The organism is uncultured Oscillibacter sp., assembly GCF_910584465.1.
Lineage (GTDB): Bacteria > Bacillota > Clostridia > Oscillospirales > Oscillospiraceae > Oscillibacter.
The window spans coordinates 1-14610 of record NZ_CAJUBK010000019.1 but is presented as its reverse complement, the minus strand read 5'-3'; the positions used below and the strand labels follow the sequence as shown (position 1 = coordinate 14610).

Annotated in this window: 13 protein-coding genes; 10 read left to right on the top strand and 3 right to left on the bottom strand. The window is 67.5% G+C overall.

Annotation, left to right across the window (positions count from 1 at the left end; genetic code table 11):
* The first annotated feature begins 406 nt into the window (after nucleotides 1-406).
* The 7 genes from QZ332_RS06485 to QZ332_RS06455 all read left to right on the top strand — a co-directional run bounded on the left by QZ332_RS06485 (nucleotide 407) and on the right by QZ332_RS06455 (nucleotide 7787).
* Nucleotides 407-1507 carry a DUF4340 domain-containing protein gene (locus tag QZ332_RS06485; protein WP_295763837.1) on the top strand — a complete coding sequence of 367 codons (1101 nt, stop codon included), beginning with the start codon at nucleotides 407-409 and terminating at the stop codon, nucleotides 1505-1507.
* A gap of 13 nt (nucleotides 1508-1520) precedes the next feature.
* Nucleotides 1521-2198: a response regulator transcription factor gene (locus QZ332_RS06480; protein WP_295763833.1), complete on the top strand. Its 678-nt coding sequence runs from the start codon at nucleotides 1521-1523 to the stop codon at nucleotides 2196-2198.
* A gap of 115 nt (nucleotides 2199-2313) precedes the next feature.
* Nucleotides 2314-3564 (top strand): cell wall metabolism sensor histidine kinase WalK, encoded by a 1251-nt coding sequence (locus QZ332_RS06475; RefSeq protein WP_295763830.1) that lies wholly within the window; start codon nucleotides 2314-2316, stop codon nucleotides 3562-3564.
* An 84-nt stretch (nucleotides 3565-3648) separates the two neighbouring features.
* A complete protein-coding gene (locus QZ332_RS06470) occupies nucleotides 3649-3795 on the top strand; it encodes a hypothetical protein (RefSeq protein WP_295763827.1) in 147 nt (48 codons plus the stop codon).
* A gap of 128 nt (nucleotides 3796-3923) precedes the next feature.
* The gene (locus tag QZ332_RS06465; protein WP_295763825.1) at nucleotides 3924-4622 is read left to right on the top strand and encodes a response regulator transcription factor; all 699 of its coding nucleotides are present in this window, start codon (nucleotides 3924-3926) and stop codon (nucleotides 4620-4622) included.
* A complete protein-coding gene (locus tag QZ332_RS06460) occupies nucleotides 4597-6945 on the top strand; it encodes a HAMP domain-containing sensor histidine kinase (protein ID WP_295763822.1) in 2349 nt (782 codons plus the stop codon). Before QZ332_RS06465 ends, QZ332_RS06460 begins: the two co-directional genes overlap by 26 nt.
* Before the next feature lie 29 nt (nucleotides 6946-6974).
* Nucleotides 6975-7787, top strand: a complete 813-nt coding sequence (locus tag QZ332_RS06455) for a hypothetical protein (RefSeq protein ID WP_295763819.1) — start codon at nucleotides 6975-6977, stop codon at nucleotides 7785-7787.
* 121 nt (nucleotides 7788-7908) lie between these two features.
* Here the strand turns inward: QZ332_RS06455 and QZ332_RS06450 are convergent, their stop codons facing one another.
* From QZ332_RS06450 to QZ332_RS06440, 3 genes are all read right to left on the bottom strand, one after another.
* Complete coding sequence (locus QZ332_RS06450; RefSeq protein WP_295763817.1) at nucleotides 7909-9948, bottom strand: SpoIIE family protein phosphatase; 2040 nt, start codon at nucleotides 9946-9948, stop codon at nucleotides 7909-7911.
* A gap of 300 nt (nucleotides 9949-10248) precedes the next feature.
* The gene (locus tag QZ332_RS06445) at nucleotides 10249-11361 is read right to left on the bottom strand and encodes a PTS transporter subunit IIC (protein ID WP_295763814.1); all 1113 of its coding nucleotides are present in this window, start codon (nucleotides 11359-11361) and stop codon (nucleotides 10249-10251) included.
* 99 nt (nucleotides 11362-11460) lie between these two features.
* On the bottom strand, nucleotides 11461-12102 hold the full coding sequence (locus QZ332_RS06440; RefSeq protein ID WP_295763811.1) for a superoxide dismutase: 642 nt from the start codon (nucleotides 12100-12102) through the stop codon (nucleotides 11461-11463).
* Between the two features lie 174 nt (nucleotides 12103-12276).
* On the opposite strand from QZ332_RS06440, the gene QZ332_RS06435 reads away from it, so the two are divergent.
* The 3 genes from QZ332_RS06435 to QZ332_RS06425 all read left to right on the top strand — a co-directional run bounded on the left by QZ332_RS06435 (nucleotide 12277) and on the right by QZ332_RS06425 (nucleotide 14460).
* On the top strand, nucleotides 12277-13188 hold the full coding sequence (locus QZ332_RS06435) for a hypothetical protein (RefSeq protein ID WP_295763808.1): 912 nt from the start codon (nucleotides 12277-12279) through the stop codon (nucleotides 13186-13188).
* Nucleotides 13189-13257: 69 nt separating this feature from the next.
* The gene (locus tag QZ332_RS06430) at nucleotides 13258-14226 is read left to right on the top strand and encodes a stalk domain-containing protein (protein ID WP_295763805.1); all 969 of its coding nucleotides are present in this window, start codon (nucleotides 13258-13260) and stop codon (nucleotides 14224-14226) included.
* A 45-nt stretch (nucleotides 14227-14271) separates the two neighbouring features.
* On the top strand, nucleotides 14272-14460 hold the full coding sequence (locus QZ332_RS06425; RefSeq protein ID WP_295763802.1) for a hypothetical protein: 189 nt from the start codon (nucleotides 14272-14274) through the stop codon (nucleotides 14458-14460).
* Nucleotides 14461-14610 lie beyond the last annotated feature (150 nt).

The following is a 14610-nucleotide window of genomic DNA, read 5'->3' as shown; positions in this document are numbered from 1 at the left end:
CTCGGTCCAAGCTCATTATAGCGGACTCCCCCTCACATTGCAAGAGGTTCTTGCAGGAAGCGGCCGTCCAAATGGCCGGGGATCTTCCCCTGCGGAGGGCAAACGGGCAAAAAGATCCGGCGGAGGGAGAGCCCGCCGCCGGCAGCAAAGAGGGAAAAGAAACAGAAAGAGAGGAAATCGTGTCTCCTCCGTGGAGGATGTTATCAGCATACCCGGAAAATTTGAAATCAATCTGGATTTTTTATAAATAATCTGTGAACCTTTCCCCGCATCCTTTCAGATGGATCTCAGGCGGGGGCCGTAAAATTGACAAGACCGGGTAAGATGGGATATAATCCTCCGTGTATCTTCGGACCGAACGACTTCCCGGCGGCCCCGCCGCCGGATCCAAACAGGAGGACCATCCATGACCTGGAAAGAGAGACGGACCATCTCGATGCTGCTGACCATCATCGCGGTGCTTTTCGCGGCGCTGCTCATCGTCTTCGGTATGCGCTACCGGGAGGGCCGGGAGGAGGCCCTGGCGGGCACGGACGTCTCCGCCGCCGGGCTCTCCGGCAGCGGCGTTTTGGCAGATCCCGGGGCCTACAGCGCGCTGAGCTACTATAACGGGGCCGTCACCCTCTCCTTCGCCCTGGACGAGGACGGCGCGTGGATCTGGGCCGACGGCCCGGACTTCCCCCTGGACAGCGCCACGGTGTCCTCCATCCTGGAGGCCCTGTCCGCCCTGAAGTTCCAGCAGGTCCTCCCCGCCCCGGAGACGAAGGAGGAATACGGCCTGGACGCGCCCTCGGCGACCCTCACCGCCTCCGGCGGCGGCGCGGAGCAGAGCCTGCTCTTCGGCAAGGCCACCACCGACGGCGACAGCTATTATATGATGATGGGAGAGGACGAGTCCACGGTCTACATCGTGGCCGACACCCTGGTCAAGCTGATGCAGATCCCCATCTACGACATGTGCACCCTGCCGGAGCTGCCGGACCTCAGCGAGCAGGCCCTCCGGGCCATCACCATCCAGGGCCCCGCTCCCGCGGCAGATCCGGCGGGGGACGAGAGCGGGGAGGGCGGCGCCCCCCGGCCCGCGGAGGAGCCGGAGCGCCCCACCGTCAGCCTGAACGCCCGGCGCTCCAGCGGGGAGGATCAGCCCGCCCTCTGGTTCTCCGGGAACGACAACGTCACGGCCAGCGTGCTGCTCCAGGACCTGCTCCACGATCTGCGGTCCATGAGCATGGCCAAGTGCGTGGACTACTACCCCAGCGACGAGGCGGCGGAGATCTGCGGCTTCCACAGCCCGGACGCCATTTTGAAGGTGGAATACACCGCGGGCGGCCTAGAGCAGACCTTCACCCTCGAAGTGGGGGCCCGGATGCCCGACGAGTCCGGGCGCTACGTCCGGCTGGAGGAGGACGGCCCCATCTACGCCCTGTCCACCGACAGCGTGGACGCCATCATGACCATCTCCGTCTCCGGGATGCGGGGCGCGGCCCAGGACGGCGGCGAAGGATGAAGGAGGGAGCCCCATGCGGGTACTAGTGATCGAAGACGAGGTCCGGCTGGCCGCTACGCTCCAGGACCTCCTGGAGCTCGGCGGCTATACCGCCGACGTCTGCCATGACGGCGAGGCGGGGCTGGACAACGCCCTGACGGATATCTACGACGTGATCTTGCTGGACGTGATGCTGCCCAAGCTGGACGGCTTCACGGTCCTCCGCCGCCTCCGGGAGGCGGGGAACGCCGTGCCGGTGCTGATGCTCACCGCCCGGTCGGAGGTCTCCGATAAGGTCCAGGGCCTGGACTGCGGGGCGGACTACTACCTCACCAAGCCCTTCGACCCCAAGGAGCTGCTGGCCTGCGTCCGGGCCCTGGCCCGCCGCCAGCCGGAGCTCCGCAGCACCGACACGCTGGAGTTCGGCGGCGTGAAGCTGGACAAGAACAGCTTCACCCTCTCCTGCGGCGAGCGGTCCGTCCGCCTCAGCCGGAAGGAGTTCGACATCTGTGAGCTGCTGATGCTGAACCGGGGCCTGGTGCTGACGAAGGAGTCCCTCCTGCTCAAGATCTGGGGCTATGAGTCCGACGCGGAGGACAACAATGTGGAGGTCTACATCTCCTTCCTCCGCAAAAAGCTGGCCCATATCCACGCCAAGGTCCGCATCCGCACGATCCGCATGGTGGGCTACTGCCTGGAGGAGGACAAGTGACCGGGCCCGACTCAAACAGCCGTTTTGTCAACTGTGAGTTCCGCCCATCTTCCCCCGGCCGCCTTAGCGGTTTTTCACAATTTCCACAAACTTATCCACAAGGAGGCGGAGCGCCGTGATCCGAAAGCTGCGGCTGAAATTCGTCGCCGTCTGCATGGCCCTGGTCACCGCCGTGCTGGCGGCGGTGTGCTTCTCCATCTTCGCCGCCCTGCGGGGGAACGTGGAGGACCTGAGCCGCCAGATCCTCTACCGGGTCATCCAGGAGGACGGCGGGGGCCGGAGGCCGGAGATCGGCGTGGAGATCGGCGGGGACAAGCTCCTGCTGCCCTATTTCACCGTCAGCGTCTGGCCCGGCGGCGGCGGGGGCTACACCGCCTATGTCACCGGCGGCACCTACGCCGACCTGGAGGACACGGCGGAGCTGGCCGCCGTCCTCCAGGACTGCCTGGCCCGCAGGGAGCCGGAGGGCGTGATCCCCGGCTATGACCTGCGCTACCTCCGCCAGGACAATGGACTGTATCGAAGGCTGGCCTTCGTGGACATGTCCATGGAGCAGGCCATGCTGCGGGAGATGATGGGGTCCTACCTCGTCATCGCCCTGGCGGCGTTCCTGTTGCTGCTGGGGGTGTCGGCCGTCCTGGCCCGGTGGGCCACCCGGCCTGTGGAGCGGGCCTGGGGCCAGCAGCGGCAGTTCCTCTCCGACGCCTCCCACGAGCTGAAGACCCCCCTGACCGTCATCCTCTCCAACGCGGAGCTCCTCTCCGCCCTGCCCCTGGAGGAACGGCCCGCCCGGTGGACGGACAACATCCTCTCCGAGTCCCGGCAGATGAAGAACCTGGTGGAGGAGATGCTGACCCTGGCCCGCGCGGACAACATGGCCCACGCCCCCGTCCTGGCGGAGGTCTCCCTCTCCGACGCGGCGGAGGACTGCGCCCTGGCCTTCGAGCCTGTGGCCTTCGAGGCGGGGAAGTCCCTGGACCACCGCGCGGCAGAGGGCCTGGAGGTCCTGGGGGACCGGGACCGCCTGCGCCGCCTCATCTCGATCCTGCTGGACAACGCCATCAAGTACGGCGCGGACGGCGGGACCGTCACCCTCTCCCTGGAGAAGCTGGACCGGCAGGCCCGGCTGACAGTCTCCAACCCCGGGGAGCCCATCCCGGCGGAGCAACTGGACCGGCTCTTCGAGCGGTTCTACCGGGCGGACGCCTCCCGGGGCGGGACGTCCGGCTTCGGCCTGGGGCTGAGCATCGCCGCCGTCATCGCCCAGGAACACAAGGGGGCCCTCCGGGCCGAGAGCGACCGGGCGTCCACCCGGTTCATCTTCACCATGCCGCTGAAAAAAGAGAGCGGCCCCCGAAAAGGGTGAGGGGGACGGGAGCGGGACCGCCTTGACGCGGGGGCGGTCCTCGTGTAAAATAAGAGCATCCCACTGAGGAAAGAGCGCCCGGCTATGGGGATGACAGACAGTCAATTCAAGGCTTTCATCCGGTTCTTATTGGACAGTCTGCACGAAGTGAAAAAAGAACAGGACCCAGCGTTGAAAGAGGGGAAGCTGGACAAGATCATCGATAACCTGCAAAAGGCCCTGGAAGACTGATATGCGGACAGGCGGGGGACCTCCCCCGCCTGTCCTTTTGCGATCGTAAGGAAACCTTAAGATTTTTGTCGAGGCGTTCGTAAGGATCGCCTGCTACGATAGTCTCAGCTCAAGGGAGGAGACCCGATATGAACGAATGCGTCTTAGTCGTGGACGACGACCCCGAGATCGTCGGTGCCATCGCCATCACCCTGGAACGGGAGGGCTACCAGGTCCGCCGGGCCTACGACGGCCTCCAGGCCCTGGACGCCTGCCTGGACCCCGCCGTGAAGCTCATCCTCATCGACGTGATGATGCCCAAGCTGGACGGCCTTTCCGCCCTGCTCCGCATCCGGGAGCGGCGGAACCTGCCCGTCATCCTCCTCTCCGCCAAGAGCGAGGACACGGATAAGATCCTGGGGCTGTCCATGGGGGCCGACGATTACGTCACCAAGCCCTACAACCCCCAGGAGCTGGCCGCCCGGGTGCGGAGCCAGCTCCGGCGGTACACGTCCCTCGGCGACGTGAACGCCGAGGGGCGGCAGGGGCTGATCGTCAACGGGCGGCTCAGCTACGACCCCGCCGGACGGGTGCTCCGGGCGGACGGGGACGAGGTGAAGCTGACCCCCACGGAGACGAAGATCGTCGACCTGCTGATCCGCCATCCGGGGCAGATCTTCCCCGCCGAGGAGATCTACCGCCGGGTGTGGAACGAGGACGCGTTCTCCTGTGAGAACACGGTGATGGTCCACATCCGCCGCATCCGGGAAAAGATCGAGTTGGATCCCAAGGAGCCAGACTATGTAAAGGTGGTGTGGGGCATTGGATACAAGATGGAACAGCACTGAGGGGCCCGCCGTGACGCAAAGCGTCCCCCTGCGGGAGGGGCGGACCAAAGGCGGACGGGCGAAGGCCCTGGCGGGCTTCCTGGCCTTCGTCCTGGGAGCGAGCCTGACCCTCTCCAGCCTGGTTTCCGTAGCGAATCAGATCGCCTGGGAGCGGGACCCCTCCCCCCGCTGGACGGAGGACTGGCAGGAGACGGATTCCTTCCGAAACGAGGTCTCCCAGTATTTGAAGGAGTTTCTGACCATCGGAGCCGGAGGGAAGGTGGACCTTTACAGCTATGATTACTGGTACGACATGGCTGACGACATCCTTGTGGAGGCGGAAGAAGCCTACCGGGCCTGGTGGGACTTCAGCGGGCCGGCGACCGAAGCCGTAGCCGTGGACCGTGGAAGCGCGGAGCCAGCTCTCCCTGACTCGTCCACGCCGGTGCCGGCGGAGCCGGAAACCTCCCCGGACGCGCGCTATCAGGCGGACAAAAACGTCCTCTACTACATTTGCAGCGGCTGGGGCACAGAGCAAAAGGTCTACACCAACGCCCTGAAAGACGGTTGGCTGGACAAACTCATGGCCCGGTCGGTGGAGGGTTACAACTTCTACGTGGTGTTCAGGGACAACAAAGTCACCATCACCAAGGACGGGAAAAACCTGGACGTGTACGGCGACGGGTACTATGCCGGAGGGTCCCAGTGGTTCGTCCCCGGCTACGACAACTTCCCTGTCAGCGAGGAGCTGGAGGACGTGAAGGTCATCATGGCCGTCCGGCAGTCCCCCATCCGCTATTACAGCAACGACTACCAAACCGGGACCACGAACTACTACAGCGCCTTTTACAACATCGCCCAGCGGGTGGATGAGAGCTGGGCCTTCTACCACGCGCAATTGTTCCGGTTCCTGTGCGGCATGTGGGGGCTGGTGGTCTGGTTCCTCCTGCGGAAGTCAACGGAGCCGGTGAACCGGAAACTCGCCGCATGGACGGTCCATGTCTGGACGGAAGCCCGCTTCCTGGCGGTGCTGCTGTGCGCCCTGTGGGCCTTCCTGCCGGGGTTCCTGGACAGGGACGCCTGTGAGATTCTCTATGCCTACGGCTATCCCTGGGACGTCGGATACTCCTTCTACGCCTGGGGCATGGCGGTGCTGCGTCTGGCGCTGGCGAACCTCCCGGCCCTGCTGGCCCTGTTCTGGCTGTGCTGGCTGATTTACAACGACCACCGTTACAACCCCAAGGAGGCCCGGAGGTCCCTCCTGGGCCCCTTTCTGCGGGGCCTCCGCGCCCGGGACCTGAAACGCCCCGTTGAAAAGCGCCTGAGCCGCCGGGCGGCGTTGACGGCCCTGGCGGCGGCGGTCCTCTGTGGAGAGGTCGTGTCCATCCTGATCAACATGACCCTGATCGGCTACCCCTCCTGGATTCTCTGGACCGCCTATCTCCTGCCGGTCCTGCTGATGGTGTGGGCGGCCGCCGCCCTGCTCCGCCGGGAGCTGAGCCTTTCCAAGGACCTGGGCCGCCTGGCGGACCAGGTGGAGGCCGTCCGGGCCGGGGACCTGCGCACGCCCCTCCGCCTTCCGGAGGACGCGGACCTCCGCCAAACGGCGGAATCCCTCAACGACATCCAGGCCGGGATGCGAGCCGCCCTGGAGGAGCAGACCCGCAGCGAGCGGATGAAGGTGGAGCTGGTCAGCAACGTCTCCCACGACCTGAAGACCCCCCTGACCTCCATCCTCTCCTACGCGGGGCTCCTCCGCCAGGAGGAGGGCCTGCCCCCGGCGGCGATGGACTACGCCCGCATCATCGACGAGAAGGCCCAGCGGCTCAAGGGCATGGTGGAGGACGTCTTCGAGGTCAGCAAGGCGGCGGCGGACCAGCTCCCCGTCCACCTGGAGCGGCTGGACCTCAACAAGCTCCTGCGCCAGACCCTGGCCGACATGGACGGGCCCATCCGGGGCAGCGCCCTGACCTTCAAGGTCGACCTGCCGGAACAGGCGGTGACGATCACCGCCGACGGGCGGCGGCTGTACCGGGTCTTCCAGAACCTGATCGACAACGCCCTGCGCTACGCCCTGGAGGGCAGCCGGGTGTACCTCTCCCTGAAAACGGCGGAGGGGACCGCCGAGGCGTCCGTCCGGAACACCAGCCGGACGGAGCTGGCGGAGGGGGTGGACTTCACCGCCCGCTTCGTCCGGGGCGACGCCAGCCGCACCGACGGCGGCAGCGGCCTGGGCCTGAGCATCGCCAAGAGCTTCACGGAAGCCTGCGGCGGGAGCTTCCGGGTGGAGACCGTGGCGGACCTGTTCACGGCGGTGGTGACCTTCCCCACGGAGGAGGCGTGACGATGCTTGGAAAGGAGGCTGTCAAGCTCATGTTTGCGAAACGGCTCCCGGCGGTGCTCTGCGGGGCGCTGCTGGCGGGATACCTGGCCGGGTGCGGCCTTTCGGCGGAGGTCCGGGGCCCCAGCGGGCCCCGGACGGCGGAGGGCTCCCCGGAGGTCACGGCCGTATCCCTTGCGGTATCCTCCGGGGACAGCGGAGAGGAGGAGGCCGGTCCCGCGGGACGCTTCCGGCCCTACGAGCCCTTCGGCCTGCTCTACGACGCGGAGGAAAACGAGCTGCGGTTCGGCGGCGAACGGGTGCGGTGGTTCGAGGACTATTACCCCCTGTCGGGAGACGGCGCACAGGCCGGGAACGACTTCTTCGACGAAGACGGGACCGTGGACGTGCACGCCGTCCGGGACCGGAGCAGACTCATCCGCCGCGCCGACGGGTCCTATGATCCCGGCGGGATCCTGACCGGGGTGGAGGCATTCTCCGAGGAAGCCTTCGCCGCCCGGGACGTCCAGGCGCTGCGAGATCCCGCGCCCGCCACCGCCGTGGCCGGCGGCGGGGAGTGGTCCCAGGCGGAGCTGGAGGCGATCGCCGAGGGATACGCTCCCTTCGGCATCACCTATGACGCCGGAGAGGACCAGTGGTATTACAACGGGGAAGCGGTGTGCTCCATCCGGGACGTCTTGATCTCCAACGGGGAGAGCCCGACCGGCGGACGGTTCCATGGCACCATCCGGACCCTGTCCAGCGAAAGGGGCTCCGTCCGCATCGAGACCGTCCGCGACTTCACGCGTCCGGATGCCCAGGGATACGGGACCCTGACCGGCGTGAACGCGGCGGGAGCTCCCTGATCCTGGAGGGGAGGGCGGGGCCGCACCGGCCGGAAACGGGAGGGGCCCCTGCGCCCCTCCCGGCCTGCCGGATCGCTCTTGCAGCACTTTGAAAACTACGGGAGGTATCCCTCCCGTAGTTTTATACTCTTCGTATCTCGTTTTCCGGGCAGTACAGCACCTGGACCCCGCAGTCGTCCCGCAGGTGCTCCCGCCGGACGCTCTCCGCCAGGATCAGCCCCGCCAGGTCCTGGGGGTCGTCCCCGGTCCAGCCCGCCAGCAGGTCCAGCAGCCACTCGTCCGCCGCCGGGTCCGCCACGCCGTCGCTGACCATGACGGCGAAGCCCCCGGGGGCCAGCGGGGCCCGCGTCACGTCCGGCGGCGCGCCCTGGAGCCCCACCGGGAGGCTGGCCCCCGTGACCCGCCGGACCACGCCGCCCCGCTTCAGATAGCTGGGCGCGGCCCCGAACTTGTAGAACGCCGCCTCCCGCGCCCCCGGATCGTAGACGCACAGGTCCACGGTGGTGAAGCTGCCGGTGTCCGCCCCCCGGAGGGACATGGCGGAGTTCAGGGTCTTCAGCGCCGCCTCCGGGGCCACGCCCGCCTCCAGGAACTGCTGGAGCAGGCGGCAGATCAGGGCGGACTCCTTCCGGGCGCCCTCCCCGCTGCCCATGCCGTCCGCCAGCACCAGGCACCACAGCCCCCGGTCCGTGCGGAAGGACGCCACAGTGTCCCCGCAGACCGTCTCCCCCTCCTTGGGCCGGAGGGCCGCGCCGATCCGGCAGGGCTTGTCCGCCCCCATGACGGGGGCGGCGGCCTCCAGCCCGGCGGCGGTGGCGGTGAGGAGCTCGGAGAGCTGGGCGTACTGCCCCCGGGCGCTGCGGCGGGTCTCCTCCAGCTGCCGCCGGTACTGCCGCCGGAGGAGGAAGGCCGACAGCTCCCCGTTGATGGCGTTCAGCAGGTCCGGCAGGTGGATGCACCGCCCGGTGAAGTAGTCCGGGAAGTCCTTCGCCAGGGCCCGGCCCCGCTCCAGGAGGTAGGGCGTGGCGTCGTTCATGGCGTTGAAGGTGCCGGTGTAGTCCTTCTGCCAGCAGAGGTCGCAGAGGGAGCAGCCCCGGCAGACCTTCTCCGCCGAGCGGTCGAAGACGATGGCGGGGTTCTCGTCGGTGCTGGGCGGCGCGGCGCGGCCCATGCTGTCGTAAAGGTCCCGGAGCGCCGCCGCCGCGCCCTCCAGACGTTTCCGCCAGGGGGCGGGGGGATCCTTCCGCCCCTCCCGGACGGGCGGGGGGACGGCGGGCTTGACCCGCTTCCCCGTCACCAGCCGCCCCGGCAGGGCCAGGAACGCCGCCAGCCCCGCCGCCGTCTCGGCCAGCAGGGGCAGGGGCCGTCCCGCGGCCAGGGCCGCCGCGCCCACGGCGGCCAGGAAGGCCAGCGCCGCCCCGGTCCGCCGCCGCCCCTGGCGGCTCCCCGCCGCCAGGCCCGCCAGGCCAAAGGCGGACGTGAGGCCCAAGCGGCTCCCACACAGCTCCGCGGTCAGCCCCAGGCCCAGGCCGAAGGCCGCCCCGGCGGCGGGGCCCCGGTCATAAGCCGCCAGGGCCACCAGCAGGCACAGCGCCGCCCGGGCGGGGGAGAAGCCCAGGAACTCCACGTCCTCCACCGCCGCCAGCAGCGCCCCCGCCAGGAAGATCATCCCCCCCGCCAGGCCCGGGCGGCTGTCGCCCCCGCCCCGCAGGAGCGGGTGGAATAGCAGGACCGAGGCCCCCAGCAGCCCCGCCGCGGCCAGGCACTCCTCCAGTCGGGCCAGGGGGGAGAGGGACTGCACGATGTAGATGCCCTCCACCGTCACGAAGAGCCCCACCGCCGTCAGCGCGGCGTTCCTGGGCTTCCCCAGCAGCCAGGTCCCCGCCAGGGCGGTGGAGGCGGTGACCAGCAGCACCGCCACGGCCAGGAAGGGCAGGGCGTCGGCGAAGTCCAGGAACAGCGCCGCGCCTACCACGGCCCCGGCCAGGGCCGCGCCGCCCTCCAGCCCCGGCCCCGCCGACGCGATCCAGCCCAGGGCGAAAGGCGCGCCCCCTCCCGGGGTCTGGCTGGCGGTCAGCGCCGCCGCCAGGAAGAAGCGGATCCCCAGCGTCAGCATCCGCCCCGCCCGCTCCCGTTCCAATGTCAGTTGACCGTGTGCCACAGCCTGTCCCTCCCGAAGTGGTGATTTTTTCCTATTGTACCGTCGGGGCGGGGCAAAACACGTCGGGAAACGTTACGGGGCGGTTTTCCCGCAAAAAAACCGGCCCTCACAAGAGGGCCGCAGGCTGCCGGGAACGCCTCCCCGACAGCCTGTGCAAGTTTTCAGGACGTTGGGGACGTCCTGGAACCGTATGATCGCAAACGAAAGGGACCCTTCCCGGGTCCCTCTCGTAACGTCCTTCTCTCCCGTCGATGCAGTCCCCTCTACTTGTTCGACAGGCTGGGGCCGGCCATCCGGATCTCAGCTCGGCAGGGTCAGGTCCCCCTCCTTCACCCAGCCCGCTTTCCGGCAGAAGTGGTTGATGAGGGGACAGAGCACGGCGGGGAGCACGAAGGAGATCAGGATCAGCCCCGCCCAGTCCATGGCCCCGGGGACGATGGCCGCGGCCCCGTTGTTGACCACGGCCGCCTCGCTGGGGGCCACCCAGCCGGTCCACACGCCCAGCTGCCCGCACAGGCCGCAGGTGCCCATGCCGGAGTTGATGGCCGCGCCGTTCATCTCCAGCCGGAACAGGCACGTGGCGATGGGCCCGGTGATGGCGGAGGCCAGGGTGGGCGCGATCCAGATCCGGGGGTTCTTCACGATGTTGGGCATCTGCAGCATGGAGGTGCCCAGGCCCTGGCTCACCAGGCCGCCCCAGCCGTTCTCCCGGAAGCTCATGACGGCGAAGCCCACCATCTGGGCGCAGCAGCCCGCCACGGCGGCCCCTCCCGCCAGGCCCGTCAGCCCCAGCACGGAGCAGATCGCCGCGGAGGAGATGGGCAGGGTCAGCGCCACGCCCACCAGCACGGAGACCACGATGCCCATCAGGAAGGGCTGGAGCTCCGTGGCCCGCACGATGAGCTGGCCGAAAGCGCTGGCGGCGGCGGCGATGGGGGGCGCGACGATCCACGCCGCGCCGATGCCGATGAGGATGGTGACGATGGGGGTCACCAGGATGTCCACCTTGGTCTCTTTGCTGACGGCCTTGCCGAATTCCGCGGCGATGATGGCCACGAACAGCACCGCCAGGGGCCCGCCCGCGCCGCCCAGGGCGTTGCAGGCGTAGCCCACCGTGGCCAGGGAGAAGAGGACCATGGGCGGGGCCTGCAGGGCGTAGCCGATCGCCACGGCCATGGCCGAGCCGCTCATGAAGGAGGCCATGCCGCCGACGGTATAGCCCACATCATTGATCGTGACGATCTTGGCGGTGAGGGGCCCGATGTGGAACTGGGTCCCGAGGGTGTTGAGGATCGTGCCGATCAGCAGGGAGCAGAACAGGCCCTGGGCCATCGCCCCCAGGGCGTCGATGCCGTACCGCCGGGCAGAGATCACGATGTTTTTACGTTTCAGGAACGTTTGGAGCTTTTCCATGGGAGCACCCGCCTCTTTCGTTTCATAGGACTTACAGGTGTCAAGACACCTGTAAGTCCTATCATACGCAGACGGGGGCCGTTTGTCAATAGGGGATCTTCATCCCGGCCGCTTGGGGTGGGTCTCCATCAGCCGGCCATAGCCGTCCGAGATGCCGGGCCAGTCGATCTTGCGCCACCAGCCCTCGAAGTAGTCCCCCCGGCGGTTCTGGTAATCCAGGTAATAGGCGTGCTCCCACACGTCGCACAGCAGCAGGGGGATCAGCGGGAGGGGCGTGTCCTGATTGGCGGTCTTGACCACGGAGAGCCGCCCGTCGTTGTCCGTCACCAGCCATGCCCAGCCGGAGCCGAACTGCCCCAGGGACGCGTCCTTCATGACGGACTTCAAGCGGTCCAGGTCCCCGAAGTCCCGCTTGATGGCGCTCTCCAGCGCCCCGGAGGGGGAGGAGACCGGGCCGGGGGCCATGGTCTTGAAATAGATGTCGTGGTTGTAGACGCCCCCGGCGTTGTTCCGCACGCCCTGGCGCACGTCCTCCGGCAGGCTGGGCCAGTCCCGGACCAGCAGGGCCAGCGGCCAGCTCTGGAGGTCCGGGTGCTTCTCCAGGAGCTTGTTCAGGTTGTCGATATAGGTCTGGAAGTGCTTATCGTGGTGGAAGTGCAGGGTCCGCTCGCCGATCTCCGGCAGCAGCGCGTCATAGCCGTAGGGCAGGGGCGGCAGGGTGAAGGGATAGTGTGTTTCCATAGGTGTCTCCTTTCTTGGATCTGGCTCCGTATAGTATATGTGGAGGGGCGGACCGTCATACAGGAAGAAGATCTTGTAAAATTTTCTGGAAAGTTTGTGACAAAAGCCGTCCCAAAAACGTCTATAATAGAAAGCGGCGGATGCCGCCCATCACCGAAAGGGAGAAGCGACGACATGAAACTGTTCATCTGGATGCTCTGCGGGGTCTTCTTCTCGGGGCTTTTGCTCGGGAGCCTCAGCGCCTGCGGAGCGGACCGATTTGGCGTGACGGTCATCACGACCGGCGGGCCGGAGACCGCCGCCTCCGCGGACACGGCGGAGCGGGAGGCTATCCCGGAGGAGGAGGCCGCCCCCGTGCCCGAGACCAAGGAGGAGGCCGCCCGGCTGGGCTACGGCAAGGCGCTGTGGGACATGTACCTCCAGGGCGTCCTCCCTTACGGCGGTCTGCTGGACTGGACCAGCACGGAGGAGGCCGCGAAAAACGAGTTCGCCCTGGCCGACGTGGACGGCGACGGGGAGGAGGAGCTCATCGTCTATTGGACGAACGCCTGCACGGCCGGGATGCAGGGGCTGGTCTACGGATACAACGACTGGTCCCGGCATCTCGAGCTCTCCGCATTCCCGGACCTGACCTTCTATGAGAACGGCACCGCTACGGCGGGCTGGTCCCACAGCCAGGGCTGGGCCGGGCGCTTCTGGCCCTTCGACCTCTATCAATACGCCCCGGAGACGGGGGAGTACCTGGAGGTGGGCGCCGTGGATGCCTGGGACCTCTCGGCCACCGAGGGGGACGAAGCCTTGTCCGCCGCCTTCCCCAGGGACGCGGACGCCGACGGAGACGGGCTGGTCTACTACATCCTCACCGGCGAGTGGTACCAGAACGACCGGGTAGCCCCCGACGGCCAGCTGGACGGGCGGCTCTGGGGCGTCGACCCGGTGGACGGGGCGGAGATGGAGGCATGGCTGAGCTCCTATACCGGCGGCACGGAGCCCCTGGAGCTGAGCTTCCGGCCCATGACGGAGGAGAACATCGCCGCCCTGGGCGAACCCAAGCCGGACTACCCCGCCCGGGTGCCCGTGGGCTGAGCCCCTTGCCCAGGCGGCGAAACTATGATACACTATCCCATACATACGATACAACAAGGAGGGACCCCCATGAAAAAACTGCTGCGCATCCTGCTGGCCCTGGCGGTCTGTTCCACCGCCCTGTGCCTCACCGCCGCCGCGAAGGCGGACGCCCCCGTCCCTGCCAAGGTCTGGGGCAAGGTCTCCCCCTGGGACGGCGACGCGATCTTGCTGAAAAACGACGGCAAAGACAGCCCCATGGACGAGGTGGTCTTACAGACCGGCGAGCGCACCTGCGCCGTGGACGCCGCCACGGGCCTGCCGCTGGACCTGGCGTCCGTCAAGGAGGGGGACACCCTCTATGCCTGGATCGGCCCCGCCGTCACCATGAGCCTGCCGCCCCACGCCGTCCCCATCGTCATCGTGGGCAACGTCCCGGAGGGGACCGCCGTGCCGGAGTACTATGCGCTCACAAGCGGCGGCTGGAAGGACCCGGCGGGCAGCGGCGAGATCGTCTTCTCCTACCGGGACGCGGAAGGGGCCTCCCAGGACCTGGCCGTCCCCCTGGACGCGCAGGTCTCCCCCTGGCTGACCCGGCAGATCGTCCGGCTGGACGACATCCGGCCCGGCTCTGAGATCCTGGTCTGGCGGGACGCCGGGGGCGCGGTGAGCAAGGTCCTGGTCTTCCCCTACGCCTACCGGGGCTACGCCGCCTGGAACACCGCCGGCGGCGGCGTGGTGAACGGCGAGGCGGTCTCCGTCCCCGGGAAGGTCCTGAAGGACGGGGAGACCGGGGAAAAGCGGATCTACCTGCCCCTCCGGGCCATGGCGGAAGCCGCCGGGTACAGCGTGAGCTGGGACAAGAATCGGGGCGCGGTGGTGTACGATGGGGACATCGATCTGGTCTTCTACGCCGTCCCCGGCGAGGAGGTCATCTTCCGGGACGGGGACGGCGGGGAGGCCGGCATCTCCGGGCCCTGCATCCTGGAAAACGGCGTGACCTACCTCCCGGCGGAGGACCTGTGCTATTGGCTGGATCTGTACTTCCATGCGGAGTGAATGATCTGTCGGATCTGCGGGCATCCTGTCTTCGAGGTGAGGACGATGAAACGGATGTCCCTGGATATCGAGATGCCCCTGGGCCTGGGCCTGGCCATGGCCCAGCATCCCGCCGCCATGGAGCGCTTCTCCAGCCTGTCGGAGGAGGAGCGGAGGGCCGTGGTGGAACAGGCCCGGAGCGCCCGCACGAAGCAGGAGATGCGGGCGTGTGTCGACGCTCTGCTGAAAAAGTAAAAAGTGAAAGGAGGCCCTCCGCCGCTGGCGGAGGGCCTCCGGCTGTCGAAAACGTCTTTTCGACAGCCGGAGCAAGTTTTCAGGGCTTTGAAAAAGTCCTGAAAACTTTTTTATCGAAAACGAAAGGGACCCTTCCTGGGTCCCTCTCGT

What these genes read in the sequence shown, in the direction of transcription:
- QZ332_RS06485 (WP_295763837.1), top strand. Translation starts at nt 407, where the DNA reads ATGACCTGGAAAGAGAGACGGACCATCTCGATGCTGCTGACCATCATC.
- QZ332_RS06480 (WP_295763833.1), top strand. Translation starts at nt 1,521, where the DNA reads ATGCGGGTACTAGTGATCGAAGACGAGGTCCGGCTGGCCGCTACGCTC.
- QZ332_RS06470 (WP_295763827.1), top strand. Translation starts at nt 3,649, where the DNA reads ATGGGGATGACAGACAGTCAATTCAAGGCTTTCATCCGGTTCTTATTG.
- QZ332_RS06465 (WP_295763825.1), top strand. Translation starts at nt 3,924, where the DNA reads ATGAACGAATGCGTCTTAGTCGTGGACGACGACCCCGAGATCGTCGGT.
- QZ332_RS06455 (WP_295763819.1), top strand. Translation starts at nt 6,975, where the DNA reads ATGTTTGCGAAACGGCTCCCGGCGGTGCTCTGCGGGGCGCTGCTGGCG.
- QZ332_RS06445 (WP_295763814.1), bottom strand. Translation starts at nt 11,361, where the DNA reads ATGGAAAAGCTCCAAACGTTCCTGAAACGTAAAAACATCGTGATCTCT.
- QZ332_RS06440 (WP_295763811.1), bottom strand. Translation starts at nt 12,102, where the DNA reads ATGGAAACACACTATCCCTTCACCCTGCCGCCCCTGCCCTACGGCTAT.
- QZ332_RS06435 (WP_295763808.1), top strand. Translation starts at nt 12,277, where the DNA reads ATGAAACTGTTCATCTGGATGCTCTGCGGGGTCTTCTTCTCGGGGCTT.
- QZ332_RS06430 (WP_295763805.1), top strand. Translation starts at nt 13,258, where the DNA reads ATGAAAAAACTGCTGCGCATCCTGCTGGCCCTGGCGGTCTGTTCCACC.
- QZ332_RS06425 (WP_295763802.1), top strand. Translation starts at nt 14,272, where the DNA reads ATGAAACGGATGTCCCTGGATATCGAGATGCCCCTGGGCCTGGGCCTG.